Source organism: Pigmentiphaga litoralis (genome assembly GCF_048632615.1).
In the GTDB taxonomy this organism is placed as follows: domain Bacteria; phylum Pseudomonadota; class Gammaproteobacteria; order Burkholderiales; family Burkholderiaceae_B; genus Pigmentiphaga; species Pigmentiphaga litoralis_B.
Genome location: NZ_CP184479.1, coordinates 1,106,660 through 1,131,985, shown reverse-complemented (window position 1 = coordinate 1,131,985; position 25,326 = coordinate 1,106,660). Strand labels below are relative to the sequence as shown.

Sequence of the window (25,326 nt, the reverse complement as noted above, 5' to 3'; positions counted from 1 at the left end):
GTGCCGCGCAGGCCATCTCCCCGATCGAGCCGATGCCCGCTAGAATCCGCCTATGAGCTTCTTTGCCCTTTTACTCGCCTTTCTTGCCGAGCAGATCCGCCCCTTGCCGCGTAACAACGCCGTGCACGAGGCCGCTCGAAGTCTGATCCGCTGGGCAGGTCACGCCCTGGACGCCGGCAGCGCCAGTTATGCCGCGTTTGCCTGGACCCTGGCGGTGGTGGTGCCCACCTTGTTCGTGTGGGCGCTGGGCTCGCTGATGTGGGCGATCCACCCGATCTTTTCCTTGCTGTTCCATGTCCTGGTGCTGTGGTTCACGCTGGGCTTCCGGCAGTTCAGTCATTACTTCACGGAACTGCAGCTGGCACTGGCCCGGGGCGACCTGATGCTGGCCCGGCGGCATCTGCATGACTGGATGCGCAGCACCGATGAGACCTGGACCAGCGACACGCTGACGCTGCCTGAAATCTGCCGCACGGCCATCGAAGAAGGTGTCGTGGCCTCGCACCGCAATGTGTATGGCGTGCTGTTCTGGTACGCCGTGCTGCCTGGCCCGGCGGGTGCCGCGTTGTACCGGCTGGCGGGGATGGCCCGGCATGAATGGGCGGCCCGGCCTGACGCGTTCGGCAACATTGCACGGCGCGCGTTTGCCGTGCTGGACTGGCTCCCCGCGCGCATGACCGCCATCGGCTTTGCCATTGTGGGCAACTTTGAAGAGGCGCTGTATGGCTGGCGTCAGCGCGCGGCGCTGTGGCCCGATCCGCAACGCGGCATCGTGGTGGAAAGCGCGGCAGGCGCGCTTGGCGTGCGGCTGACGCCCTTGCCACCCAAACCGCTGTTGCTCACGGCGACCGCTGCCGCAACCGCGGCTTCGCCGGTGGCACCTCTGCAAGCATCGGCTGCAAGCCCGCTTCCCCCTGGCAGCTTGCCGCCCGGCACCCTGCCACCCCTTGACGGCGTGACGCCGGAAATGGCGTCGGCCGCGGCATCCAGCGACACGGATGACGGAATCGATCCCCCCGATGATGCAGAACGGCGCCTGCCGGACCCGCCGGCACTGCATGCAGCGGTAGGCCTGCTGTGGCGATCGGTGGTCTTGTGGATGTTCCTGTTGCTGCTGCTTTCGCTGGCAGGGTGGGCGACCTGAGCGCTTGGCCGGCACCAGGCAGCCCGACCCGATCAGGCTGCTGTGCTGCCGACCTGCCCATTTTCCTACCTTCTGCCGCTCGTCGCTGGGTAAATGAGAGTCATGATTGATCGTTTCGGACCGTTACGCTACGGAATGCGCGTCAGGTCTCCAGATGTAATCCACCGCGATAAGACACCCGCGTCGTAATTTCTGCCGAACCAGCGAGGCGGATCGGTAGCGCAACGTAGCGAAACGTAACCGCGCGACCGTTCCACCAGCGTCGGGCTTCTCTACAGCACGGTCCGCCAAAACCCGCACCGTGTAAGGCCTTGCGCCGCGCTTCGCCTGAATGCGTGTGATTTGCAAGACGCCGAGGGCGAACCGGAAGAGTTCGTTACATCGCCCCGTCAGACGCAGGACTATCCTTGATCAGGTCAATTCCTCATTCCTTGGAGCACCTCATGGATATGCCAGTCAAGAACGACGCGTCCCAACAGAATGGTTCGCAGGAGAAGTTCCAATTCGACCTCGAAGCGGTCCGCGCCAAGGCGCGTCAGAACCTCGAATCGGGTGCGGTCACGCAAGCCTATTCCGGCAACCGTGAAGAAATCATCAAGATGCTGAACGAAGCGCTGGCGACCGAGCTGGTCTGTGTGCTGCGCTACAAGCGCCATTACTTCATGGCCAAGGGTATCCACTCGGAAGCCGTTGCCGCGGAATTTGCCGAGCACGCTGGCCAGGAACAAGAGCACGCCGATTCGATCGCCGAGCGTATCGTCCAACTGGGCGGCGAACCTGACTTCAACCCCGCGACGCTGCTGGATCGCAGCCATGCGCAATATGTACCTGGCAACTCGTTGCAGGACATGATTCGCGAAGACCTGGTAGCCGAGCGTATCGCCATCGACAGCTACAAGGCCATGGTCGACTACATCGGCGGCGATGATCCGACCACCCGTCGTATGCTGGAACAGATCCTGGCCGTGGAAGAAGAGCACGCCGACGACATGTCGGACCTGCTGGAACTGAACTAAGCACCTGGGAAGGGCAGCCCGCCGGGCGGGCCATCCCCCCAAAGATCAGGCGTTGACAGCGGCGCCTGCCAAGCGGGCGGCTGGCAGATCGAAAAAGTAGCCCTGGCCATATTCGGCTCCCTGGGCTGCCAGGGTCTGCGCGATCCTGGGCTGATCGATCCGGGTAAAGACGAGCTGCGTTGTGCCGCCTTCTGCGGCACGCAATAACTCGGGCACCTGCTGCTCGGGTTGGCTCAGCGTGCGGACGTCGACCTTCATCACGTCGGGTTCGTACAGCTTGATCCTTGCGATGGCCAATGCGGCACCCGACGCCTGCAGCGCGATCCTGAAACCATGGCGCCTGTAGCTGCCGATCAATTGGGCAGCCAGGTCCGCGTCATAGGTTGCCGTCTCAGGCAGCTGCAGCACGATGTCATGGGACACACCCATTGCGTCCAGCATGTCCCGGAACGTGTGGCCGTGGTCCTGCGCGATGGCCGCCAACAGGCGTCCATGCACACGCAAGTGCAACGAAACCTCACTTCCTTCTTGCGCGACGTAGTTAATGGTATGCACCACGCGGCACAGGCGGTCCAGCCAGACCACGGTGGCGTCTTCGGCCGCGCGCGAAAACAATCCCCAGGGGCTGATGGTGTCGCCGGCCTGTCCGCTGGACCGGGCGTAGGCATCGTAGGCCACCACAGTAGGTGCGACATGCGGGTCCACGGCGGCCGGCGCGCCCAGGCGCACAATGCGCTGGAATCCGCTGGCCAGGTCGAATTCGTAGAACCGGCCCACGGCCGTTCCGTCCGCCATCACCCGGAGCGCCTTACGCAGATCCGGGTACGCCCGCAGGGCGTTGATCAGGGTATGGGGGAGGGTCGTGTCATCAATCGGTTCGTGCGCCAGGGGCCGGCCAGTGGTCAAGGCCGACAGGCTACGCGAGACAGGCAGCGCGGCGAACGATTGTTTTGGTCCAAGGTTATAACCGCCCCGTCAGGCTTATAACTGCCCCGTCCAGACCGTCAGTACCGGACAGCGCTCTCATTTTCGGCCAGCACCCGCATGTACAGCGCATGGCGGTACTCGCTGATCTCGCCGCGCTTCAGCGCGTCCAGTACGCCACACCCGGGCTCGTGCCGGTGCGTGCAGTTATAGAAGCGGCACTGATCGGTAAATCGCTTGAACTCCGGAAAACCGTTCACGATGTCTTCGGGCGAAAGGTGCTGCAGGCCAAAGGCCTGGAAGCCTGGGGAATCGATCAGGTCACCGCCGGGGGCAAGATCATCAGGCAGATGGTAGAGGCGCGTGCTGGTCGTCGTGTGGCGGCCGGCGCCCAGGGCGATGGAATGTTCCTGTGTCGGCGCGGCCGCTTCGGGAATCAGGGCGTTCAGCAACGTCGATTTGCCCATGCCGCTTTGACCCAACAGCAGCGTCGTGACGCCGGCCAGCCGCGGCGCCAGGGTGGCCCGCGTGGCGTCGATATCGTGGGCGCTCAGTTCGATCACGGGCACACCCAGCGCGGCGATGCGGGCCAGGCGCTCGCGGGCCGCTGGCAGCCGGGCCACCTTGTCGACCTTGTTCAGGATCACGCAGGGCGCGATGTTGGCGCTCCAGGCGCCGACCAGGGCGCGGCCGACCAGGTCGTCCGCAAAGTCGGGTTCGGTCGCCACCACGATCAGCAACTGATCGACATTGGCGGCAAATTGCTTGGTGCGGAAATCGTCGGACCGGTACAGCAGGTTGCGGCGCGGCACGATCGTGTTGATGGCGCCTTCGGCCTTGCCTTCGATGGCGATATCGACCACGTCGCCTACGGCGGCCGCCCCCGCTTGCCGCGCGGATAGCACTGCCGGCGGGACCCATCCGGAAATTCAACCGTGTAGTGCCGGCCGAAGGCTTCGACCACGCGGCCGCGGACGATGACGGCGTCGGTGGGCCTGACCGAGGCGGCGGCTTTGGGCCGGCTCACCGGGCAGGGCTCGTGGCGCAGCGTGGGCCGGCTGCGGAAAGTGCGGCCAAGGGCAGACCTGTCATGCGGACTCCGGAAGGGGAATGGCGCCGTGCGCCGTGGGCGATGTCGCCCCTTGATCGATCAGGCGACGGATGCGCACGCTGGCGGGCGGGTGGCTGTCGTAGAAAGCCGAATGCACCGGATCGGGGGTCAGGGTGGCGGCATTGTCGTCATACAGTTTGACCAGCGCCGACACCAGATCGTCGGCATTGGCGTGTTCCGTGGCGTAGCGGTCGGCTTCGAATTCGTGCTTGCGCGAATACCAGCTGCCCAGCGGCGTGAACGGGAAGCTGAACACTGGCGCCACCAGAAAGAACAGGATGAGCGCCAGGGCGCTGTTGCTGCCGGTCAGCGAAGGTTCGACCCCAAGGCCGGTAAAGAACCAGACCTTGCCCGACAGCCAGCCCAGCAGCGCAAAGCCGGCCAGGGTCAGCGCGAAGCTGAAGATCAGGCGCTTGAGAATGTGCCGATGGGTGAAATGGCCCAGCTCATGCGCCAGCACGGCTTCGATTTCCTGGGGCAACAGGCGCGCGAGCAGGGTGTCGAAGAACACGATGCGTTTGCCTTTGCCAAAGCCCGTGAAGTAGGCATTGCCATGTGCCGATCGTTTGGACCCGTCCATGACGAACAGGCCATTGAGCGAGAAGCCGCAGCGCGTGGCCAGCCGGTCGATCCGGTCCACCAGGGTTTCGTCGGCCAGCGGCGTGAACGAATTGAACAGGGGCGCGATCACGGTCGGGTACAGCAGCAACAGCGTCACGTTGAAGACCATCCACACGCCCCAGGCCCACAACCACCAGAGCGGCCCGGCGCTGTCCATCAGCCACAGGATCGCGGCCACCAAAGGCAGCCCCAGCACCGCCGACAGCACCAGCCCCTTGACGGCATCGGCCACGAACAGCCGCCAGGTCATGCGGTTGAAGCCAAAGCGCGCTTCGATCCGGAATTGCCGCCACAAGGTAAAGGGCAAGCCAAGCACTCCCAACACGCCGGTCACCAACGCGATCAGCACCAGCTGGCGGGCAAAGTCGCCATCGACCATGCGGGACGCCAGCACGTCCAGGGCCTGCAGGCCGCCCAGCAGGGTCAGCGCAAGCAGCACCACGGCATCGAACACGATGGCGAACATGTCGAACCGCACCCGTGCCACCGTGTAGTCGGCGGCGCGGGTATGGCTGTGCAGGCCGATGCGGCCGGCGAATTCCGCGGGCACTTGGCCGCGATGACGCACCACATGCCGGGTCTGCCGCGTGGACAGCCAGAGCCGCAACGCAACACCCAGCAGAAGCAGGAAGACGAACAACAGGGTGAACACAGGCTTTGCTCGCTCGAAAGTTGGGCACGCGCGGCCAGGCAGGGGCGCGGACAGACGATATGTCGGGGCACAGGGCGCGAAAAGCCAGGGGCATCGCGCATTTGCTGCAGGCGTTGGCGGCGGCGTGTGAGAAAATCGCGGATTGCGTGGCGTACTGCGCCGCCGGCAACCGCCTGGCCGCAAGATGCCTTAGACGGAATGCTTCGACATCCCGCCATCGACGCCGCGCCGTCAACCTATCGCCCGGAGTACCGATTATATGGCCTTGAACGAAAACCACCTGGTCTGGCTGGACATGGAAATGACCGGCCTGGACCCGGCAAAAGAACGCATCATCGAGGTGGCCGTGGTCGTGACCGACGCGCAGCTCGAGGTCGTGGCCGAAGGTCCGGTGCTCGCGATCCATCAAACCGATGAACTGCTCGACGCGATGGACGCCTGGAACAAGGGCACGCATGGCCGCAGCGGACTGATCGATCGCGTCAAGGCGTCCACGGTGACCGAAGCCGATGCCGAAACGCAGCTGCTCGACTTCCTGTCGCAGTACGTGCCGCCGGGCAAATCGCCGCTGTGCGGCAACACGATCAGCCAGGACCGCCGCTTCATGTTCAGCTACATGCCGCGCTTCGAGGCCTTCTTCCACTATCGGAACCTAGATGTCAGCACGCTGAAGGAACTGTGCCGCCGCTGGAAGCCGGAGATCTACAAGGGCTTTCAGAAAAAGAGCAAGCACGAGGCGCTGGCCGACATCTACGAGTCGATTGACGAGCTGAAGTACTACCGCGAGCACTTCCTGAAGGCCTGACGCCGGGTGGATCTCTTTCTGCGGATCGCCGGCATCATCACGCCGGTGTTCCTGATCGTCCTGGCCGGATGGTGGTACGGACGGGCGCGCCATCCGGACATGGCGACCTTCAACCGGATCTGCCTGGAAGTGTTGACGCCTGCGCTGGTGTTCTCGGCGCTGGCGGCCAGGGACTTCGACATTCGGGGCCAGTGGCCGCTGATGCTGGCCGCGGTCGGGATGGTGGCGGGGTCGGGGCTCCTGTCCTGGCCGTTCGCGCGTGCACTGGGCGTCAAGCCGCAAGCCCTGCTGCCGCCCATGATGTTCATCAATTCCGGGAACATGGGCCTGCCGCTGGCCTTGCTGGCGCTCGGCCCGACAGGCATGGCGCCCGCCGTGGCCTTCTTCATCGTCACCAACACGCTGCACTTTTCGCTGGGGGTCAAGATCCTGAGCCGGGAAGCGTCGGTGCGGGTGCTGTTGCTATCGCCCCTGATGATCGCCACCGCCCTGGGACTGGTGTTTGCCTTTCTGCGCATTCCGGTGTCGCCATGGCTGATGACCGGGTTCAAGATGCTTGGGGACGCGGCGATTCCGATGCTGCTGTTTTCGCTGGGGGTGCGGCTGACGCATATGACGATGCGCGGCTGGCGGATCGGTATGGCCAGCGCGGTGCTGCGGCCCGCGATCGGTATCGCGCTGGCGTTTCCGCTGATGTGGCTGCTGCCGCTGGACGGCGTACAGCGCACCTTGCTGTTCCTGTATGCAGCCCTGCCGCCGGCGGTGATCAACTATCTGTTCGCGGAACAGTACAACGCCGAGCCGGACAAGGTCGCGTCCATGGTCATGATCGGCAATGCGATGGCCGTGCTGTTCGTGCCGATCGGACTGTGGCTGGGGCTGCGGGCGGGCTAAGGGCAGGGGCGGCTATGGCGCCGCCTGCAGCGCCAGCTTGCGCACGATGCGCCGGTACCAGAGCTGGAGCAACGAGCCCGAAATCAGCATGCTGAAAACCGCCATCAGCCACATGCTGCCAGCGCCCGGCGTAGCGCCTGGCATGAACCGGTTCACGATGCCGGCCAGCGCCCCGGCGCCTGGACCGAAGGCCAGATACCAGCCGCCGGTCAGGCCGATCCCCCACAGCGCACCTGCCTGGATGCACATCGGAATCACGGCGACCTTGTACGCACGCAGCAGGTAGGCCGTCATGCATTGCAGGGCGTCGGCCAGATGGAACAAGGTCAGCAGGTTCAGAAGGCCCAATGCGACCACCGCAACTTTCGGATCGTTGGTGTAGGCGCCAACGATCCACTGCCGCCCGACCAGCATGACCAAAACAGTCAACACCGCGCCGGTCATGGCCAGCCGCAGACCGGTCGCGCCGATTCGCTTAGCGCGCGGGTAGTCGCCCGCGCCGATCGCCTGGGCAGTCAGCGCGCCCGTGGCCACCCCCAGCGCCATCGGCATCATGAAGCAGACCGCGGCCAGGTTGGACATGATCTGATGCCCGCCCGTGGCAAACACCCCTTCACGCGCTACCAGCAGGGCCATGAAGGTAAAGGACGTGACTTCGATCAGATAGGACGCGCCCATCGGCACGCCCAGGTGCAACAGTTCGCCCAGCACCTTCCAGTCTGGGCGGCCGATACGCATCGAAAACCGGCGGTAGAACGGGTCGCGCAGCAGGATCACGGCGCTAATGCCCAGGCTGATCCAGTAGACCAGAGCCGTCGACAGCCCCGCGCCGACCGCGCCCATGTCCGGCGCGCCCAGGTTGCCGTAGATGAAGATCCAGTTGAAGACGAATTTCAGGCCGACGCCAAGCAGGTTGATCATCATGACCACCTTGGGCCGCGAAACGGCCGTGTTCAGGGCGTAGACGGTCCGAAATACCAGGCCTGCAGGCAGGGCAATCGCCAGCATCATCAGGTAGCCGGCAACCTGTTCCCTGACTTCCGGAGACACGTCGCCCGACATGGACAGCCAGACTTCCGGGAACATCATGGCCGTGGCGCCCAGGGCCGACAGCCCCAGTGCGAGCCACACGCCCTGGCCCCAGGTGTGGCCGATGCGGTCGAGCCGGCCGGCGCCGAAATGCTGCGCGATGATCGGAATGAGCGCGTGCAGCACGCCCATCAGGCCCACGAAGACGGTGATGTAGATCGAAACGGCCAGCGCCATCGCGGCCAGGGCGGTGGGCGAGGCGTGCCCCGTCATGGCCGTGTCGAGCACGCCGAATGCCATCCCCGCCCACTGGCCGACCAGCACCGGCCAGCCCTGCTGCAGGATCAGGCGCGCCGTGCGGCGGAAGGTGGCCGGGCCGGTCACGCCGGGGGCCGTCGGGCCCGCCGGGGTCGGGGCCGGGGTGGCGGCCGATGCCGCGGCGGCTTCGGCCGGCGCGCCGGCGGGGACCTTGCCCGCCAGGCTGACGCCCTGCGCGCCGGACCCGGCCGGCGGCGTGGTGGAGGCGTTCATTTGCGTCCGCCCGTGCCGGGGGCCAGGCGGAGCAGCATGAAGTATTCACGTTCCGTGGCATTGCGGCGCGAATCGGACGCGCGGCCGCCTTCCCAGATCACCTGGGCGCCCGCGTAATCGCCCTGGCCGACGGCGTGCCATAGCGTGCTGGCGTTGCCCTGCAAGAGCACCAGCGGGCAGTCCGCCGACCGCTCGAACACCAGGCCGTCGAACACCGCAAATGACGCCCGTTGCGGCAGGCCCAGGCCCGCGCTGCGGACACACTCGCCGCCCCGGGAGGCAGTCGCGCGCGTCGTCCCGGCTGGACCCGTTGCGCCTGCTCGACCCGCCGTGCCGGCCGGCACTTCGGCCAGCGCCGCGGCCAGGCTGCCCGATACCTCGCGGTAGCTCTTGCTGTAGTTGATCGACGGCAGCCACAGGGTCATCAGCAGCAGCCAGTTCACCACCACGCCGCCCGCGGCCAGCACCGTGCCACGCCACAACCCGGTGGGCCGCTCGCGCAGGCGCCACACCACCAGCGCGATCCACGCCAGGGTGCTGACGACGGCGATCGCCAGGGCGAACAGCGACAGTTCAGCCTCATACCCGGGCGTCTGGCGCGCGATATTGCGGGCGATCTTGGGCGGCACCCCGGTCATGATGGCGATCCAGCCCAGCCAGATCACGGCCAAAGCGAACGAAAACACCATGACGGCAAACCAGTCCAGCGCGTTGATCAACCCGCGCCGCAAGGTGGGCAGCGCCAGGGCCGCCAGCATGGCGCTGGGAATGACGAATGCCAGGAATTCGGCGTCGACCGGCGTGCGGGTCGCCAGCAGCATCAGCGCGGCGCCGATCAGCATGGCCAGCGGGATCTGGATGTGCGGCGCGCCGACAAAGCCGCGCCAGCGCCAGATGGTCAGCAGCACCAGGGGCCAGGTCGGCCACAGGAACCACAACACGTTCCGGAACGCCGCACTGGCGCCCGGCCCGGTCAGCACACCCAGCACGCTGGCGTTCCAGCTCCACCAGCCGCGCATCCAGTACGGATTGCGTTCCGCCGCCGGGATCCACCACGCCAGGGATATTGCAAGGGCGATCGGCAGGCTGATCGTCGCCATCCACTTGGCCGACGGCCGCAGGGCGGCGCAGCGCCACCCGGCCAGCACGACGCCGATCAGCAGCGGGGCCAGCGCCGGAAACCCGCGCGACAGGAAGGCGCCGCCCAGCGCGATCCCCAGCGTCACGGCGCCCCACCGCGGGTGGTCCAGCATGCGGGTCAACGAATAGAAGGCCAGCGCCCCGAACGCGAGCGCCGCCGGTTCGGCCGACGTTTCATGGCTGCGCCACAACACGCCCAGGGTGCCGACCAGCAGCAACAAGGACGCGTCGGCCAGCATGCGGCCGTAGTCGCGCGCGCCGGGCTGGCCGCCAAACGGCAGCGCCAACGGCTGTGCCTCGGCGCGGCGGCCGAGCAGGTAGGCGCCATACCAGAGGCTGGACGACGTGATGGCAAACCAGATCAGATTGGGAATGCGGCTGGCGACGATGGCGCCGACCAGCGGCTGCAGCAGCATCATCGACAGTGCCCCCAGCCAGGTGGGCAAGGGGCCTTCCTGCGTGACGGCGATGCCGGCCACTTCAGGGGTGAGCCACTGGCGCCAGTCGCCATTCACGGCGGACCACATCTGCGCGTAGCCGATGACGTCTTCGGATTTCCACGGTTCGCGGGTGATCAAACCGGCCAGGATGTAGATCAGGCACAGGCCCAGCAGTCCCCAGCGCGGCAGCTTGGTCGTCGCCGTGGCCGTGAGCCGGGCGGGATTGGGCTGATGAGGATCGGCGTAGCGCGCTGGGGAAGTGGACATAAAACCTGACCGATAAAGCATGTCGACGTGCGACGCACGCCGATTGTCCGGCCAGCGCGCGCGGTCTTGCTCAGGTGCGCGCTAGCGGGTGGCGGGGATAGCCGCCGGTTTGGGAGCAGAGCTACAGCGTGACATCGGTACCGCGATCGACCGGCAGGGCGGAGCAAAAAGGCAGCCGCGAGGCTGCCTTTTCGTTGAAACGCAGCGCGGGGCTGCCGTTTCGTCGCCGTCCCGCAGTCTTATTCGGCGGCGGGCTTGGTCTCGGCCGCGACTGCAGCCGGCTTGACAGCCGACGTCGTGGCGAAACGTGCGCGGAACTTTTCAACGCGACCCGTTTCAACGATACGCGTTTGCGCGCCGGTGTAGAACGGATGCGATTCAGACGTCACGTCGCACTTGAAGAGCGGGTAGGTCTTGCCTTCGAATTCGATCGACTCGCGCGAGTTCAGGGTCGAACGGGTGATGAACTTGGCACCGGTTTGCAGGTCCTGGAACAGGACTTCGCGGTATTCGGGGTGAACGCCTGCTTTCATGGCATTTTCCTTGAGTTGTTCGGGTCGCCAGCCGGAAGGATATTGCCGCGGGCCGCCTGCAAAAGGACTTGCAGGGATTCCACTTGGACGGGCATTGCGCGGGATCGGTGGCGATCCTTGCTGTGCCCACCCGGCAAACGTTCCAACAACGTGCCCAGTTTCGATAAGTAAGCCTTAGATTATCGCGGGAAAACGCGGCGGCTGCAACTGGAGCGGGGCAGAGCGTTGTAGCACGGGGATGGCGGGCTGTCGACGCGGGTGAAGCCGAAAGGCGGCTGACTGGCGGGGCCTTGCATCACAGTCCTGCACCACTGTCCTGCAGTGCGGTCTGGCATCACGGCCCGGTTCCACCCCCAAAGCGCCCAGCGCGACCGGAACGCGCGGGCGCACGACTCAGCGCGCCATGATTTCCGTGACGTCGCCCTGACGCTGCAGCCGCACGGGCAGCATGCCAGGAAGCGCTGCGGCGAATTCCCTGGACTGCTTGACCCCGAAGGTGCCGTCCACGGTCAGCGCGCCAACTGCCGGCTGGCGCACCACCAGTCCGGTACGCTCGTAGCGCTCGAATTCGGCCACCGCCCGTGCCAGCGGCGTGTTTTTGAAGACGATCCGCCCCTGGCGCCATGCGGTGATCTCGCCAGCAGGCAGGGTGACGGTGGTCCCCAGCCGGCCCTTGTCATCGGCCGTCAACCGTTGCCCGGCGCTCAGTTCGCGCGGCGCATAGTCCTGGCCGGCGTCCTGGGAACTGGATGCCATCATTTCAGGTGACGCCGTGCTGGTGACCGTGACGGTACCGGCTTCGACCGAAATCACTGTCCTGCCGGCCTCCATGCCGGTCTTGGCCTGGCCGACCGAATAGATCGCGCCCGTCCCCTCGACTTGCGCGGCACCCGCCAGCACATAGAAAGGCTGGTCCCGGGGCGGCTTGATGTCGAACGATGCGCGGCCTTCTTCCACCAGCATGACGCGCCGGTTGCTGTACAGGCGCGCATTCACACTGGTGGCGCTGTCCAGCTGCAGGACGGTCTTATCGGCGTCGGTATCCGCGTCAGGCAGCGTGATCGTGACCATCTGGCCACGATCCGCGACGTAGTTTTGGGTATAGCCCGGGGAGCTGCGCCAGGTCTGCCAGCCTATCCAGCCGCCGCCCAGCATGCCGGCCACGACGGCGAACGCCGCCAAGGCTATGGCCAGGCGGGCCAGGGGAGAGTTGGGACGATCGGCATCGTCGTGGGAAGGGTCGGGCACTGTCATGGGGCGATCTGCAATGGGTGAAGCAAGCCCACCATCGTAGCGGAATAGGCCGGCCGGCTACTTCGATGCCCGAACCCGGCCCGGAAGCCGCCGCGCATTGGCCCCAGGGTGCTGACCGCGCCGACCCTTCCGGTCAGTCCAGCTTGATGCCCGACGCCTTGACGATCTCGCCCCACTTGGCCGTTTCGGCATCGCGGAACGTGGCGAATTCCGCCGCCGTGCCGCCCAGGGGTTCGCCGCCCGATGCCGCCAGTTCTTCCCGGAAGGCCGGAGTGGCCAGCACGTCGTTCAGCGTCTTGTTCAGCTTGGCGGACACGTCAGCCGGCAGGCCGGGGGCGCCACCAGGCCGAACCATGCCGTCGACGAGAACCCGGGCACGGTTTCGGCGATCGCCGGAATGTCATTCAGCCCCTTCACCCGCTTGGCTGACGCCACGCCCAGGGCCCGCATGCGGTCGGACTTGACGTAAGGCAGGGTACTGGGCGAGTTGTCGAACATGACCAGGATCGTGCCGCCCATCAGGTCCGTCGCGGCGGGCGCGCTGCCCCGATACGGGATGTGCATCAGATTGACGCCTGCCTTGGTCTTGAGCAGTTCCATCGTCAGGTGGCTGGTGGTGCCGTTGCCCTGCGATCCATACGACACTTTGCCCGGATTGGCCTTGGTATAGGCAATCAGTTCCGCCACGGTCTTGAAGGGCGCTGACGGATTGGCCACCAGCATGATGGGCACGGCGCATACCAGTGCGATCGGCGTAAAGCCAGTCACGGGGTTGTAGCCCGGGTCCTTGTACAGATGCTGGTTGATGCTAAGCGGCCCGGCGGTCGACAGCAGCAGGGTGTAGCCATCGGGCTGTGCCCGGGACACGGCCTGCGCACCGATATTGCCGCCCGCGCCCGGACGATTTTCGACCACGATGGTCTGCTTCAGCTCGGTGCCCATGCGCGCGGCCAGCTGCCGTGCGATCAGGTCAGTGGTGCCGCCCGCGGGGAACGGAACGATCATGGTCACGGGTTTGTCGGGGAACGCGGCATGGGCGGTGTGCAGCATGCTGGCGAGCGCGAGTCCGGCGGCAAGGGCGCCAAGGCGGTGGGTCAAGGTCAAGGAGGTCTCCTGGTAGGGTTTTTTGTCGTTATCGGAACAGCAGGCGGCGGGGCAGCCGGTCGCGGCGTCAGGTCTCGAACCCGTACAGCCGCGACGGGTTGTCGACCAGCATGCGATGCTGCATGGCCGGGTCGGGCGCCCACAGCGGGATCAGGTCGACAATGTCGCCGTCGTTCGGCATGGGGCCGACATGGATAGGGTGCGGCCAGTTGGTGCCCCAGATCATCCGGTCGGGCCGCGCCGCGATGACCGCGTGAATCAGCGGCAGCATGTCGCGGTGGGGATAGGGTTCGCTGGACAGGCGATACAGGCTGGCCAGCTTGACCCAGCAGCGGCCGGTCTCAAGCAGATCCAGCACGGTTTTGAAGGCGGGCGAGTCCACGCCTTCATCGGCCCGGATGCGCGCCAGATGGTCCAGCACGTAATCGCAGGGCAGGGCGCGCAGGCGGTCGGCCACGTCGACCAGTTCGGACGACGCATGAAAGTGCAGCAGCAGGTGCCAGCCCAGTTCCCTGGCTTCGCCGGCCAGGGCTTCCAGTGCATCGAACCCGACGCCGCCCGACACCACGGTCGACATGCGGTAACCGCGTACGCCACGGTCATGCAAAGCCTGGCGTTCCGCCAGCGGCATGCCCGGCGGCGTCACCAGAATCGCGCGGATCCGGCCGTCCAGCCGGTCCAGGGCGTCCAAGGTGGCCGCGTTGTCGGTCCCATGCGCGCCGCCATGGACGATCACGCCGCGATCGATGCCCAGGGTATCCAGCAACGTGACGTACTGTTCCAGCGTGCAGTCTTCGGGGGTATAGCTGCGCTCGGGTGAAAACGGGAAGCGCGCGGCCGGCCCGAACACGTGAGCATGGGTGTCCACGGCAAGCCGCGGCATGACAAAGGTGGGCTTGCGGGTGGCCCGGTCAGGTCCCTGGCAGGGTTTCATCACGTGCCCTCAGTCGGTAAAGCGCATGGTGACGGCGCCCAGATCGCTGTAGCGCGCCTCGATACGGTCGCCGGGCGCCACCGCAATCGCTTCGGTAATCGCGCCGGCCAGGATGAAGGTGCCTGCCTTGAGGGGAATGCCGCGCACGCCCAGCAGGTTGGCCAGCATGGCGACGCTTTCGGCTGAATGGCCCAGCACGGCATCGCCGGTGCCCGAGGCGACCACGTCGCCGTTCTTGACGATGTCCACCTTGACGGCCGCCAGGTCCAGGCCCGCGACGGGCAGTGTCGTTGTGCCGGCCACGAAGCGCGCCGCCGACGTGTTGTCGGCCACGACGCTTTTCAGATCGAAGCGGAAATTCTCGTACCGCGAGTCGATGATTTCGACCGCCGGCAACACGTGGTCCGTCGCGGCCAGCACGTCTTCCCTGCGCACGCCGGGTCCGATCAGGTCCTGCTTGAGCACGAATGCGATTTCGGCTTCGACCTTGGGGTGGATCAGGCGCGCGCACGAAATATCGCCGCCGTCCTGCACCCGGCCATAGTCCGTCAGGAAGCCGTAGACGGGATCTTCCACGCCCATCTGCTTCATCTTGGCGTACGACGTCAGACCCATTTTCAGCCCGGCGACCGTGACGCCGGCCGCTTCCTTGCGGGCCCGCAATGCGTCCTGGATGGCATAGGCGTCGTGCCAGTCCATCTCCGGGTAGTCGTCGGTGATCTTGGCGATCGGGGCGGCATTGAGTTCGGCGGTGTCGAGCCGCAGGGCAAGTTCGTCGACGATGTCGTTTTCAAGGGCCATGGCGATCCTCAGTTGGGGGTGGGCGTGGCGGCGGCCGCGCGTTCACGGTCGATGATCTTGGCGATGAATTCGGCGCCCCGATTGGCGGCGGACACCCCGCGGAACACGTAAGCCAGGTTCACGACGGACTGCAGTTCGGCCCACGTTGCGCCCGCTTTGCGCGCGGCGACGCCATGCATGAAGGCGGCATCGCTCAGTTCGACCACCAGCATGCCGAACAGCATCAACTGCGTCTGCTTGGGATCGAACGCGGAGTTTTCGATGGCATGCGCGCGCACTTTTTCCTGCATGTCCAGGATGGTGGGGTCGAGCGCGCCGGTCAGGTGCAGGCGGGCTTCCACCCGCGGCGGCAGGAAGCCGATCATGTCCCGATAGCCCGCGGCGCGGTCTTCCAGGGTGGCGGTGGTGTCGGCATACGGGCCGACAGCGTCGATGATGGGGGTGGGGTCGAGACGGGCAGCGGCCATGGAAGCTCCGGAAAGCGGCGCGCGGGGCGCGGCGCGGGAAAGGGGGTGGGCGGCGTGCGCGAACAGCCAGACACGGTCCGCGTGACGGTGGTTCTATCGATGGAACCAGTTTAATCGATTATTTTCGATTTCATCGAAAAATAGTGCCGCGCTGCGGGGAAACGCTAGAATGGCGGCTGCCGACGCGGCGATGTGCTGCCGGACAGCCCGAGGGTGCTGGCTGAGTCGTATCGGCCTCGCTGATCGGCCAAGAGTCGTATCGCCCGAGTCGTATCGCCCGAGTCGTATCGCCTGAGTTGTATCGCCTGAGTTGTATCGCCTGAGTCGTCCCGTCTGATTCCATGACCCCTTCTTCCTCTGTACCGCCCGCCGCGGCCCCGGCCGCGTCGTCCGCCACGCTCAGCACCACGCTGGCCGAGGCCCTGCGCGCGTCGATTCTCGAGGGCGTGCTGCTCCCGGACACCAAGCTGCGCCTGGACGACCTGCGTGAGCAATATGCCGTCAGCCTGAGCCCGCTGCGGGAAGCGCTGGCGCGGCTGGGCGCCGAAGGACTGGTGGTGCCGACGGACAAGAAGGGCTATCGGGTCGCGCCCGTGTCCGCGGCCGACCTGGAAGAAGTGACTGCCTTGCGTGTCAATCTGGAAGTGTGGGCGCTGGGCGAGTCGATCCGCAAAGGCGACGACCAGTGGGAAGATGCGCTGGTCGCCACCCACCATCGATTGACGCGGCTGGAAGGCGGCGACCGGACCGGGGACCGCCTGATCGCATGGGAGAAGGCGCATCGCGCCTATCACATCACCCTGTTTTCGGCCTGTGGCATGCCGGTGCTGCTGCGTTTCTGCAATACGCTGCATGACCTGAGCGACCGCTACCGCCGCCTGTTCCTCGCCCGCAAGGCGCCGGATCGCGACGTGCCAGGCGAACATGCGGCGATCTACCAGGCCGCGCTCGCTCGCGACGCCGCCGGCGCGACCGAGATCCTGCGGCAGCATCTGCAGCGTACCGGCACCAATCTGCTCCGGGAATTGACCGGAAGAGAAGGCTGACGGTAGGGCTCGCTGACAGGCGCGCGACCAAACCGCGCTGGCCTTGCGCGTGGTCCGGCAAGGCAGAAAAACGGCGCGTGAAAGCGCCGTTGTCACCTCAAGGGCTGCTGGCCATCGGCCGAATCAGGTCACCGGCGCCGGGTTGAACAGCACCAATGCGTTATGTAATTTCCAGTGTTCGGCCCACGTCTTCTTGCGGCCGCTCGCCACATCCAGCATGAACTGGAACATTTCCCAGCCCACGTCGGCGATGGTCTTCTCACCCGTCGCAATCGTCCCGGCATTGATGTCCATCAGGTCATGCCAGCGCCTGGCCAGATCGGCGCGCGTCGCCACTTTGATCACCGGCACCTGCGCAAGACCGTAAGGCGTGCCGCGGCCCGTCGTGAACACATGCAGATTCATGCCCGCAGCCAGCTGCAGCGTGCCGCAGATGAAGTCGCTGGCGGGCGTGGCGGCGTAGATCAGGCCCTTTTGCGTAAGCTTCTCGCCAGGACCGATCACGCCCGAAATCGGGGATGTACCGCTCTTGACGATGGATCCCATCGCCTTTTCGACAATGTTCGACAAGCCGCCTTTCTTGTTGCCTGGCGTGGTGTTGGCGCTGCGGTCCACGCGGCCCTGGCTCAAGTATGCGTCGTACCACGCCATTTCGCGGATCATGGCGTCAGCCACCTCAGGCGTACTGGCGCGCGACGTCAGTTGATCGATGCCATCGCGTACCTCCGTCACTTCGGAAAACATGACGGTGGCGCCTGCCCGCACCAGCAGGTCGGTGCAGTAGCCCACGGCGGGATTGGCCGTCACGCCCGAAAACGCGTCGCTGCCGCCGCACTGCACGCCGACCACCAGTTCGCTGGCCGGCACCGTGACGCGGCGGCGGGCGTTCAGGCGGGTCAGGTGCACCTCGGCCTGCTTCATGATCGAATCGACCATGGCCATGAAGCCCACGTGGGCGTCGTCCTGCAGGCAGACCACGTCCGGGGGCGATGACGGGTCGGCCGGGCCTTTGTCTGACGACGTTCCGCCTGCCGACGTTTCGCCCGCCGTCTTGCCTGCATCCAGCCGCGAGCGTTCCACCACCGCGATCGACCCGGGCGGCAGCAGGCGTTCGGGCTGCAGCTTTTCACAGCCCAGGCTGACCACCATCACTTCGCCCCCGAAATTCGGATTCAGGCTGATATTGCGCAGCGTCCGGATCGGAATGATGGCGTCGGGCGCATCGATCGCCACGCCGCAGCCGTAGCCATGTTCCAGCGCGACCACGTCGTCCACGTTGGGAAAGCGCGGCAACAGTTCGGCCTTGATGCGCTGGACCGCGAAGTCCGTCACGCCGGCCACGCACTGCACGGTCTGCGTGATCGCCAGAATGTTGCGCGTGCCGACCGACCCGTCCGCGTTGCGATAGCCTTCGAATGTATAGCCTTCCAGCGGGGGCGCCGGTTCCGGCCTGACCGTGGCGATGGGCAGCCCGGTCAATTCGCGGGCGGCGGGCATTGCCAGCAGCCGTTCGTGCACCCACATGCCCGCCTTCAGGTCCTTGAGCGCATAGCCGATCACCACGTTGTAGCGGCGCACCTCGCCGCCTTCCGGAATATCGACCAACGCGACCTTGTGCGCCTGCGGCACCTTGTCGACCAGCGTCAGCCCCGACGGAAAGACCGTGCCCGGCGGCAGTCCGCCATCGTTCACCACGATGGCCACGTTGTCGCGCGGGTCCATGGTGATGCAGAGGGGCGCGGTGCCAAGGGTCGCTTGGGTGGAAAGGTCAGTCATGATGCGATGTCCGAAAGCGTCAGAAAAAAGCGAGAAAACGAGGGTGATTGAGATGGCTTTGTGAGCATGCCGTGGGTCGATCCCGATCCGGTCCGGCTTGATGTCTCGACCCCGGCAATGAGAACTCCGGCTGTTTGACCACCAAGGCGCCTGCCCAATCAGCCCCTCCGCCGGCGCGCCTGGCTCAAGGGCGCATGCCCGTTTCCGCCACTTCGCGGGTCCAGTGCTGCGCCTGTTCGCTCAGGCTCAAGCCCAGACCCGGCCGGGTCGGTACGAGCATACGGCCGCCCTGGATCTCCAGCCGTTCATTGAACAGCGGCTCCAGCCAGTCGAAATGTTCCACCCACGGTTCGGTCGGATACACCGCGCCCAGGTGCACGTGCAATTCCATTGCAAAGTGCGGTCCCAGACTCAGTCCGGCCTGTTCGGCCTGCGCCGCCACTTTCAGGAAAGGGGTGATGCCACCTACCCGAGGCGCGTCGGGCATGAGGTAATCGGCAGCGCGATGGCGGATCAGTTCGCCATGTTCGGCCGCGCTGGTCAGCATTTCGCCCGTCGCGATCGGTGTGTCGAACGCTGCCGCCAGCGCCGCATGGCCTTCAAAGTCATACGCATCCAGCGGCTCTTCGATCCAGATCAGATTGAACTGCTCAAAAATGCGGCACATGCGCTGCGCCGTGGGCCGGTCCCATTGCTGGTTGGCGTCGACCATCAGCGGCACGTGGTCGCCCAGATGCTTGCGCACCGTCTCCACCCGCCTGATGTCGGCCGCCAGATCCGGCTGCCCGACCTTGAGTTTGATGCCGCCAATGCCGCGTTCGATCGAAGCCTGCGCGTTCACCACCAGCTGGTCGATCGGCGTGTGCAGAAAGCCGCCCGACGTGTTGTAGCACTGCACCGAACCGCGCTGCGACCCCAGCAATTTCGACAGGGGCAAGCCGGACCGACGCGCCTTCAGGTCATACAGGGCCACGTCGAACGCACCGATGGCCTGCACCCCCATGCCGCTGCGGCCCACCGACGCGCCCGCCCAGCACAGCTTGGTCCAGAGCCGGGCAATGTCGCTCGGATCTTCGCCGATCAGCGCCGGCGCGATCTCCTTGGCATGCGCGAATTGCCCCGGCCCACCCGCCCGCTTGGCATAACTGAAACCCAGCCCACGATGGCCATCCCGCGTTTCGATTTCGGCAAACAACATTGCGATCTCGGTCATCGGCTTCTGGCGGCCGGTCAGCACTTTGGCGTCGCTGATCGGATTGGCCAGCGGCAGGTAACACGACGACACCCGTACCCAGGCAATGCGGTCATCGTAGGCGGGCGTATCAGTGGGCAGTGGCGATGTCATGCAGGGTCTTCCATCAACGGGCTGGGCGAAAAAGAACAGGGATTCATGAGGGCGGTGCGAGTCTGGCGCGGGTCTGGGTTGCTTGACGTCGTGCCGTTCACTTCCTGGAGCACACGTCTCGGGATCTGCTTGCTCGAGCAACCGGCAGGTCCGCCCGGCAAGCATTCCGGTTTATTCGATCGAGATTTTTCCGGTCTCGATCACCTGCTTCCACCGCGTATATTCCTTGCGCTGGAACTCGGCAAACTGTGCCGGCGTGTTGCCAACCATCTCGAAGCCGATCGACGTGAACTGATCCTTTACCTTTGGATCGTTCAGCGCTTCCACGAACGCCGCATGCGCCTTGTCCCGCACCGCTGGCGACAGACCCTTGGGCGCGACAATGGCTTGCCACGACGTCACGTCCACGTTCTGAATGCCGGCTTCCGACAGGGTCGGCACGTCGGGCAACACGGCCGACCGCGTCGGACTGGCAATGGCCAGTGCCCGCATCTTGCCGCCCTTGATGTAGCCCACCACTGAATTGATATTCTGGAACGACGCATCAACCTGGCCACCCATCAAGGCCAAGTGCGCAGGCGCGCCCCCTTGTACGGAATGTGCGAGCCCGAGGTGCCGGTCTGCTGCCAGAACAATTCGGTGGTCAGGTGATCGCTGGTGCCATTGCCGGCCGACGCAAAGGTCATCTTGCCCGGGTTGGCCTTTTCGAACGCAATGATGTCCGCCACGCTTTTGTGCGGTGACTGGGTCGGCACGACCAGGATGTTCGGCGACTGCACGGCCACCGTGATCAGGTCGAAATCCTTCATGGGGTCGTACTGCATACCCTTGATCAGATGCGGCGTGATCACCAGCGGCCCGAGCGACGTCACCAGAAAGGTATGACCGTCCGGCGCCGCACGCTTCACGATCGCCGCGCCAATCGTGCCGGTCGCGCCCGCCTTATTGTCAACGACAAAGGTCTGCTTGAGCTTGTCTGTCAGGATAGGGCTGATCGCGCGTGCCACTTGGTCTGTCGACCCTCCGGGCGGGAAGGGCACGACCAGTGTCACCGGGGTGGTGGGCCAGGTGCTGGCGGTTGACGCGGCGCTGGACTGCGCGTGTGCCGGCGCCTGGGCCGCCAAAGCGGTCAGGCCCACGGCCAGGGCGCTCATCAGAAATTTCATAACGTGTCTCCGGGATGACGCCGCAGGCGTCGTTCGCTTGGTCTTATATGGGGGGAACGTGAAGCAAAAGCGTGGGTATGACAACGTTGTCATTTGGTGAATGATATCGTTGTCATTTTGTTGGGTCAATGATCCGGGTCTAGGGGTTTTCGTGGGGCTCGCGCGTGTCTGTCTTCCGACTGCCAGTGCCTGCCAGCCCTTGCCCGTGCCCCCCAGTTTTTGCCATGTATCCGCCCCGCCTTGGCATGTTTTGCCGGTTCCCGCCAGCGCGCCTGCCGACGGTCGGAACCGGGTTGCCCAAGACATCTGGTAAGGTTTCCGGCTGCGTCCCAGCCCTGTTGTTTTCCCCCTGATCCTTGAAGACCTTTGTGACCCCGCCCAAAGCCGCCACCTTGCACGACGTCGCCCGAGAAGCCGGGGTATCCCTGATTACTGCGTCGCGCGCGCTGGGCAATCCCGGGGTAGTGTCCAAAAAGACCATCGCCAAAGTGCAGGCCGCTGTCGAAGCCACCGGCTATATTCCGAACCTGCTGGCGGGCGGTCTGAAGTCCAAACGCAGCCTGATGGTGGCCGGCGTCGTGCCCGCCTTGGCCGTTTCGCAATTCCTGCCCACGGTGCAAGCCCTGACCAACGAGCTGAGCGCAGCGGGCTACCAGCTGCTGCTCGGGCAGACCAACTACGACGCCGACGTCGAGGCGTCTGTGCTGAACACCATGATCGGCCGCCAGCCTGACGGCATTGTCATCACGGGCCTGGTCCAGTCAGACGCCGCCCGCGACAGACTGCGCCGTTCCCGCATTCCTGTCGTCGAAACCTGGGATTTGTCCGACCAACCCATCGACAAACTGGTCGGCTTCTCGCACCAGAAGGTGGGCCAGGCGCTGGGCGAGTATTTCCTGAACAAGGGCTGGACCCACATCGGCATCGCCAGCGGCAGCGACCACCGCGCCCGCATGCGCCGCGACGGCTTCATCGAAGCGCTCGGCCGCGATGTCCCCACCGCATTTGTCGAACCCCCAGCAATCTGGAGCGCGGCCGCCGCGCGCTGGCCGACCTGCTCGCCCTCGAACCCCGCCTCGACGCCGTCTGCTGCAGCTCCGATCAGCTTGCCCACGGCGTGATGGTGGAAGCGCAGGCGCGCGGCCTGCGCATCCCGCAAGACCTTGCCATCTGCGGCTTCGGCAACGCCGACTTCAGCGCGCACATGGTCCCTTCCATCACCACCGTCCACGTCGACGGCCCCGACATCGGCCGCCTTGCTGCCCGCCTGATCATCGACCAATGCCGCGGGGCGCCGATCGCTGAGTCGATCATTGATGTGGGCTTCCGGATTGTTGAGCGCGAGTCGACGGCGGGGTAGGGCCGGCCGATATCAAGTCTTCGGCGTAAGGTAAATGATCGGTATTTGCGTAAGAAAATCCTTTATTTTCAATAGATTAAGGCATATGTTAAAGTCAGGTTAATGAGCAGGAGTTGCAAGCATGAACATTGTCAGCCGTATTAGACGTTCAGTCGCCAATCGGAACGCCGATGTCTTCGTGCGCGCTGACTTCGCAGCGTTCGGCAGCGAAGCCCAAGTGGGCCGTGCGCTTGCCGCACTTCAGCGGGATGGAGCACTGGTGCGGCTCGGCGTCGGTGTTTATGCAAAGGCCAAAACTAGCGTGCTGTCAGGCAATCCTATCCCGATCAAACCCCTTGAGGTTCTGGCTCCCGAAGTGCTTAAAAAGCTGGGTGTCGAAGTTCAAGAATCCCGTCAGATGCGGGAATACAACTCCGGAAGCAGCACACAAGTTCCGACTGGTGTGGTGCTTGGCGTCGGTAAACATCGGATCCGGCGCAAGCTTGGGTTCAACGGCAAGCTCGTTGAATATGAACGCGCATGAGAGTCCTTTCCAGAGATCGCGCAGACCTTATCGAAGCGTTGAGCGCAGAAGTCGATCTCGGTGGCATCACAACCGGTCTGCTGGAAAAAGACGAGCACTTGACTGATGCGTTGCGTGAAGTGTTTACGCTGAAGTTCGATTGCGTGGAACTCGTCTTCTGTGGCGGAACGAGCTTGTCCAAGGCCCATGGGCTGATCGAGCGTATGTCGGAAGATGCCGATATCAAGATTGTGCTGACGGAAGCGGGCCGTCATCTGAGTCGCACCAAGCTTCGGCGTTACCTCGGCGACGAGGTGCGGGGGCGTGTGCGGCAGGCAGTGGCGGGGATAGGCCTAATCGAGGAAGTTGATAAGGCCGTGACATTCAACGAGCACCGTTACCTGCATAGCCAGTGGATGTATGCACGAGGCTACCCGGCTGCGGTGGGGCTGCGTCCGAATTTGCAGCTCGAGCTGACGCTGCGCCGACCTGTGCTTCCCGCAGTAAGCGCAACGCTACGTAGTTTGGCTGATCGCTTAACGGGACGCACAGGATCCCCTACATGGTGCCCGTGCTGTCAGTTGCTGAAACTCAGTCAGAAAAGGTGTTGTCATTCCTGCGCCGCTACGCGCAGCACCGGGCAGGTCACATGGTCCAGGGTTGGGACAGCACTCTGGTCCGCCACATCTATGATGTGCATTGCATCTTCACGCACGATGCGAAGTTGGTCGACGCAAGCGCGCTGGTCTTCGCCGCGTTGATTCAGGGCGACGTCTTAGAATTTGGAAGGCAGCATCCGGAATTCGCCAGTGATCCTGTGGCCGTGCTGACTCGCGCTCTCGATCAAGTGGGCAAAGACATGCAGACCCGCGCCGAATATGAACGAAACCTGCTTCCACTGGTGTATGGCAAGGTCAAACCTTCGTTTGGCGAAGCCTTTGCTTCTTTTGACACGGTTGCTCGAACGCTCCTGAAGGCTGCGCGATAGAGCGCTCCTGATAGACAGCATCACCCATGAAAAAACGCCCCGAAGGGCGTTTTTTCATGTCCGGCAATTATTTGCCTTGCTTCATCAGATCGAAGAACTCGGAGTTGTTCTTGGTCGAGCGCATCTTGTCGAGGATGAATTCCATCGACTGCACTTCGTCCATGTCGAAGATGAACTTGCGCAGCACCCAGACCTTGGCCAGCACGTCTGGCTTGATCAGCAATTCTTCGCGGCGGGTGCCCGACTTGTTCAGGTTCATGGCCGGGTAGACGCGCTTCTCGGCCAGGCGGCGTTCCAGGTGCACTTCGGAGTTGCCCGTGCCCTTGAATTCTTCGTAGATCACGTCGTCCATGCGGCTGCCGGTTTCGATCAGCGCGGTGCCGATGATGGTCAGCGAGCCGCCTTCTTCGATGTTGCGCGCCGCGCCGAAGAAGCGCTTGGGGCGCTGAAGGGCGTTGGCGTCGACACCGCCGGTCAGGACCTTGCCCGATGCCGGCACGACCGTGTTGTACGCGCGGGCCAGGCGGGTGATCGAGTCCAGCAGGATCACGACGTCTTTCTTGAGCTCGACCAGGCGCTTGGCCTTTTCAATGACCATTTCGGCGACCTGCACGTGGCGCGTGGCGGGTTCGTCGAACGTCGAGGCGACCACTTCGCCGCGCACCGAGCGCTGCATTTCGGTCACTTCTTCAGGACGCTCGTCGATCATCAGCACGATCATGGTGATGTCGGGGTGGTTGGACGTGATGGCATGCGCAATGTGCTGCATCATCACCGTCTTGCCGGACTTGGGGCTTGCGACGAGCAGGCCGCGCTGGCCTTTGCCGATTGGCGAGAAGATGTCCATGATCCGGCCGGTCAGGTTTTCTTCGCTCTTGATGTCGCGTTCCAGGCGCAGCGGCTTGTTCGGGTGCAGCGGCGTCAGGTTTTCGAACATGATGCGGTGCTTCATGCTCTCGGGGGCCTGGCCGTTCACCTTGTCGACCTTGACCAGGGCAAAGTAGCGTTCGCCATCCTTGGGCGTGCGGACTTCGCCTTCGATCGAGTCGCCGGTGTGCAGATTGAAACGGCGGATCTGCGACGGCGAGATATAGATGTCGTCGGTACTGGCAAGGTAGGAAGTGTCGGGCGACCGCAGGAAGCCGAAGCCGTCGGGCAGCACTTCGAGTACGCCGTCGCCGAAAATCGGCTCACCTTGCTTCGCCCGGCGCTTCATGATGGCGAACATCAGTTCTTGCTTGCGCAGACGGCTCGCGTTCTCGATTTCGAGGGTGGCGGCCAGTTCAAGCAGCTGCGAAACGTGCTGCGCCTTGAGTTCGTTGAGATGCATCTCGGGTAAAGCTCCGGGAGGAGTTCTGGTAATGGTTCGCCCTGGGAGGGCATAGCGCGTCGCCTGCGCCACGGTGACCGGATCGGCGTGTCGCCGTTCCCCGGCAGCCCGTGGGCGGGTGCGGATGTTTTCTGGGACTGGATCGT

The 25,326-nt window shown here is 64.7% G+C and carries 21 protein-coding genes and 4 pseudogenes; 9 read left to right on the top strand and 16 right to left on the bottom strand.

Annotation, left to right across the window (positions count from 1 at the left end):
- Positions 1-52 precede the first annotated feature (52 nt).
- A complete protein-coding gene (locus ACNANG_RS04940; protein ID WP_420226238.1) occupies positions 53-1,144 on the top strand; it encodes a CobD/CbiB family protein in 1,092 nt (363 codons plus the stop codon).
- 449 nt (positions 1,145-1,593) lie between these two features.
- Complete coding sequence (locus ACNANG_RS04935) at positions 1,594-2,160, top strand: ferritin-like domain-containing protein (protein WP_420227452.1); 567 nt, start codon at positions 1,594-1,596, stop codon at positions 2,158-2,160.
- Between the two features lie 45 nt (positions 2,161-2,205).
- Here the strand turns inward: ACNANG_RS04935 and ACNANG_RS04930 are convergent, their stop codons facing one another.
- The 3 genes and pseudogenes from ACNANG_RS04930 to ACNANG_RS04920 form a co-directional block, all read right to left on the bottom strand.
- Entirely contained in the window at positions 2,206-2,955 is a 750-nt protein-coding gene (locus ACNANG_RS04930) for an EAL domain-containing protein (protein ID WP_420226237.1), read from the bottom strand.
- 209 nt (positions 2,956-3,164) lie between these two features.
- A pseudogene (gene rsgA, locus ACNANG_RS04925) lies at positions 3,165-4,063 on the bottom strand (ribosome small subunit-dependent GTPase A).
- Positions 4,064-4,172: 109 nt separating this feature from the next.
- The gene (locus ACNANG_RS04920) at positions 4,173-5,468 is read right to left on the bottom strand and encodes a M48 family metallopeptidase (RefSeq protein ID WP_420226236.1); all 1,296 of its coding nucleotides are present in this window, start codon (positions 5,466-5,468) and stop codon (positions 4,173-4,175) included.
- Between the two features lie 259 nt (positions 5,469-5,727).
- Here ACNANG_RS04920 and orn point away from each other — a divergent pair, with 259 nt between their 5' ends.
- Together orn and ACNANG_RS04910 are read left to right on the top strand one after the other, a co-directional pair.
- Entirely contained in the window at positions 5,728-6,273 is a 546-nt protein-coding gene (gene orn / locus ACNANG_RS04915; protein WP_420226235.1) for an oligoribonuclease, read from the top strand.
- A gap of 6 nt (positions 6,274-6,279) precedes the next feature.
- On the top strand, positions 6,280-7,167 hold the full coding sequence (locus tag ACNANG_RS04910) for an AEC family transporter (protein WP_420226234.1): 888 nt from the start codon (positions 6,280-6,282) through the stop codon (positions 7,165-7,167).
- 12 nt (positions 7,168-7,179) lie between these two features.
- Here ACNANG_RS04910 and ACNANG_RS04905 read toward each other — a convergent pair whose 3' ends face one another.
- The 9 genes from ACNANG_RS04905 to ACNANG_RS04865 all read right to left on the bottom strand — a co-directional run bounded on the left by ACNANG_RS04905 (position 7,180) and on the right by ACNANG_RS04865 (position 15,667).
- Entirely contained in the window at positions 7,180-8,727 is a 1,548-nt protein-coding gene (locus ACNANG_RS04905) for an MATE family efflux transporter (protein WP_420226233.1), read from the bottom strand.
- Positions 8,724-10,574, bottom strand: a complete 1,851-nt coding sequence (locus tag ACNANG_RS04900) for an ArnT family glycosyltransferase (protein WP_420226232.1) — start codon at positions 10,572-10,574, stop codon at positions 8,724-8,726. The genes ACNANG_RS04905 and ACNANG_RS04900 overlap by 4 nt, the downstream gene beginning before the upstream one ends.
- A 239-nt stretch (positions 10,575-10,813) precedes the next feature.
- Positions 10,814-11,107, bottom strand: a complete 294-nt coding sequence (locus ACNANG_RS04895; protein WP_420226231.1) for a type B 50S ribosomal protein L31 — start codon at positions 11,105-11,107, stop codon at positions 10,814-10,816.
- 393 nt (positions 11,108-11,500) lie between these two features.
- Positions 11,501-12,361 (bottom strand): FecR family protein, encoded by an 861-nt coding sequence (locus ACNANG_RS04890; protein WP_420226230.1) that lies wholly within the window; start codon positions 12,359-12,361, stop codon positions 11,501-11,503.
- Between the two features lie 133 nt (positions 12,362-12,494).
- Positions 12,495-12,677: a hypothetical protein gene (locus ACNANG_RS04885; protein WP_420226229.1), complete on the bottom strand. Its 183-nt coding sequence runs from the start codon at positions 12,675-12,677 to the stop codon at positions 12,495-12,497.
- Positions 12,662-13,465: a Bug family tripartite tricarboxylate transporter substrate binding protein gene (locus tag ACNANG_RS04880; RefSeq protein ID WP_420226228.1), complete on the bottom strand. Its 804-nt coding sequence runs from the start codon at positions 13,463-13,465 to the stop codon at positions 12,662-12,664. The genes ACNANG_RS04885 and ACNANG_RS04880 overlap by 16 nt, the downstream gene beginning before the upstream one ends.
- A gap of 67 nt (positions 13,466-13,532) precedes the next feature.
- On the bottom strand, positions 13,533-14,399 hold the full coding sequence (locus ACNANG_RS04875; RefSeq protein ID WP_420226227.1) for an amidohydrolase family protein: 867 nt from the start codon (positions 14,397-14,399) through the stop codon (positions 13,533-13,535).
- Positions 14,400-14,408: 9 nt separating this feature from the next.
- Entirely contained in the window at positions 14,409-15,200 is a 792-nt protein-coding gene (gene dmpH, locus ACNANG_RS04870; protein ID WP_420226226.1) for a 2-oxo-3-hexenedioate decarboxylase, read from the bottom strand.
- An 8-nt stretch (positions 15,201-15,208) separates the two neighbouring features.
- Positions 15,209-15,667, bottom strand: a complete 459-nt coding sequence (locus ACNANG_RS04865) for a carboxymuconolactone decarboxylase family protein (protein WP_420226225.1) — start codon at positions 15,665-15,667, stop codon at positions 15,209-15,211.
- A gap of 341 nt (positions 15,668-16,008) precedes the next feature.
- On the opposite strand from ACNANG_RS04865, the gene ACNANG_RS04860 reads away from it, so the two are divergent.
- On the top strand, positions 16,009-16,713 hold the full coding sequence (locus ACNANG_RS04860) for a GntR family transcriptional regulator (protein ID WP_420226224.1): 705 nt from the start codon (positions 16,009-16,011) through the stop codon (positions 16,711-16,713).
- Positions 16,714-16,836: 123 nt separating this feature from the next.
- Here ACNANG_RS04860 and garD read toward each other — a convergent pair whose 3' ends face one another.
- The 3 genes and pseudogenes from garD to ACNANG_RS04845 all read right to left on the bottom strand — a co-directional run bounded on the left by garD (position 16,837) and on the right by ACNANG_RS04845 (position 21,000).
- Positions 16,837-18,489: a galactarate dehydratase gene (gene garD, locus ACNANG_RS04855; protein ID WP_420226223.1), complete on the bottom strand. Its 1,653-nt coding sequence runs from the start codon at positions 18,487-18,489 to the stop codon at positions 16,837-16,839.
- A 184-nt stretch (positions 18,490-18,673) separates the two neighbouring features.
- A complete protein-coding gene (locus ACNANG_RS04850) occupies positions 18,674-19,834 on the bottom strand; it encodes an L-talarate/galactarate dehydratase (RefSeq protein WP_420226222.1) in 1,161 nt (386 codons plus the stop codon).
- Positions 19,835-20,005: 171 nt separating this feature from the next.
- Positions 20,006-21,000: pseudogene (locus tag ACNANG_RS04845) on the bottom strand (Bug family tripartite tricarboxylate transporter substrate binding protein).
- 356 nt (positions 21,001-21,356) lie between these two features.
- On the opposite strand from ACNANG_RS04845, the pseudogene ACNANG_RS04840 reads away from it, so the two are divergent.
- From ACNANG_RS04840 to ACNANG_RS04825, 4 genes and pseudogenes are all read left to right on the top strand, one after another.
- Positions 21,357-22,360: pseudogene (locus ACNANG_RS04840) on the top strand (LacI family DNA-binding transcriptional regulator).
- Positions 22,361-22,481: 121 nt separating this feature from the next.
- A complete protein-coding gene (locus ACNANG_RS04835; RefSeq protein WP_420226221.1) occupies positions 22,482-22,883 on the top strand; it encodes a DUF6088 family protein in 402 nt (133 codons plus the stop codon).
- Positions 22,880-23,341: pseudogene (locus ACNANG_RS04830) on the top strand (nucleotidyl transferase AbiEii/AbiGii toxin family protein); the annotation flags it as partial. The gene ACNANG_RS04835 and the pseudogene ACNANG_RS04830, both read left to right, overlap by 4 nt.
- Positions 23,342-23,424: 83 nt before the next feature.
- The gene (locus ACNANG_RS04825; protein WP_420226220.1) at positions 23,425-23,850 is read left to right on the top strand and encodes a nucleotidyl transferase AbiEii/AbiGii toxin family protein; all 426 of its coding nucleotides are present in this window, start codon (positions 23,425-23,427) and stop codon (positions 23,848-23,850) included.
- 67 nt (positions 23,851-23,917) lie between these two features.
- Here ACNANG_RS04825 and rho read toward each other — a convergent pair whose 3' ends face one another.
- Positions 23,918-25,180: a transcription termination factor Rho gene (rho, locus tag ACNANG_RS04820; RefSeq protein WP_179590470.1), complete on the bottom strand. Its 1,263-nt coding sequence runs from the start codon at positions 25,178-25,180 to the stop codon at positions 23,918-23,920.
- Positions 25,181-25,326 lie beyond the last annotated feature (146 nt).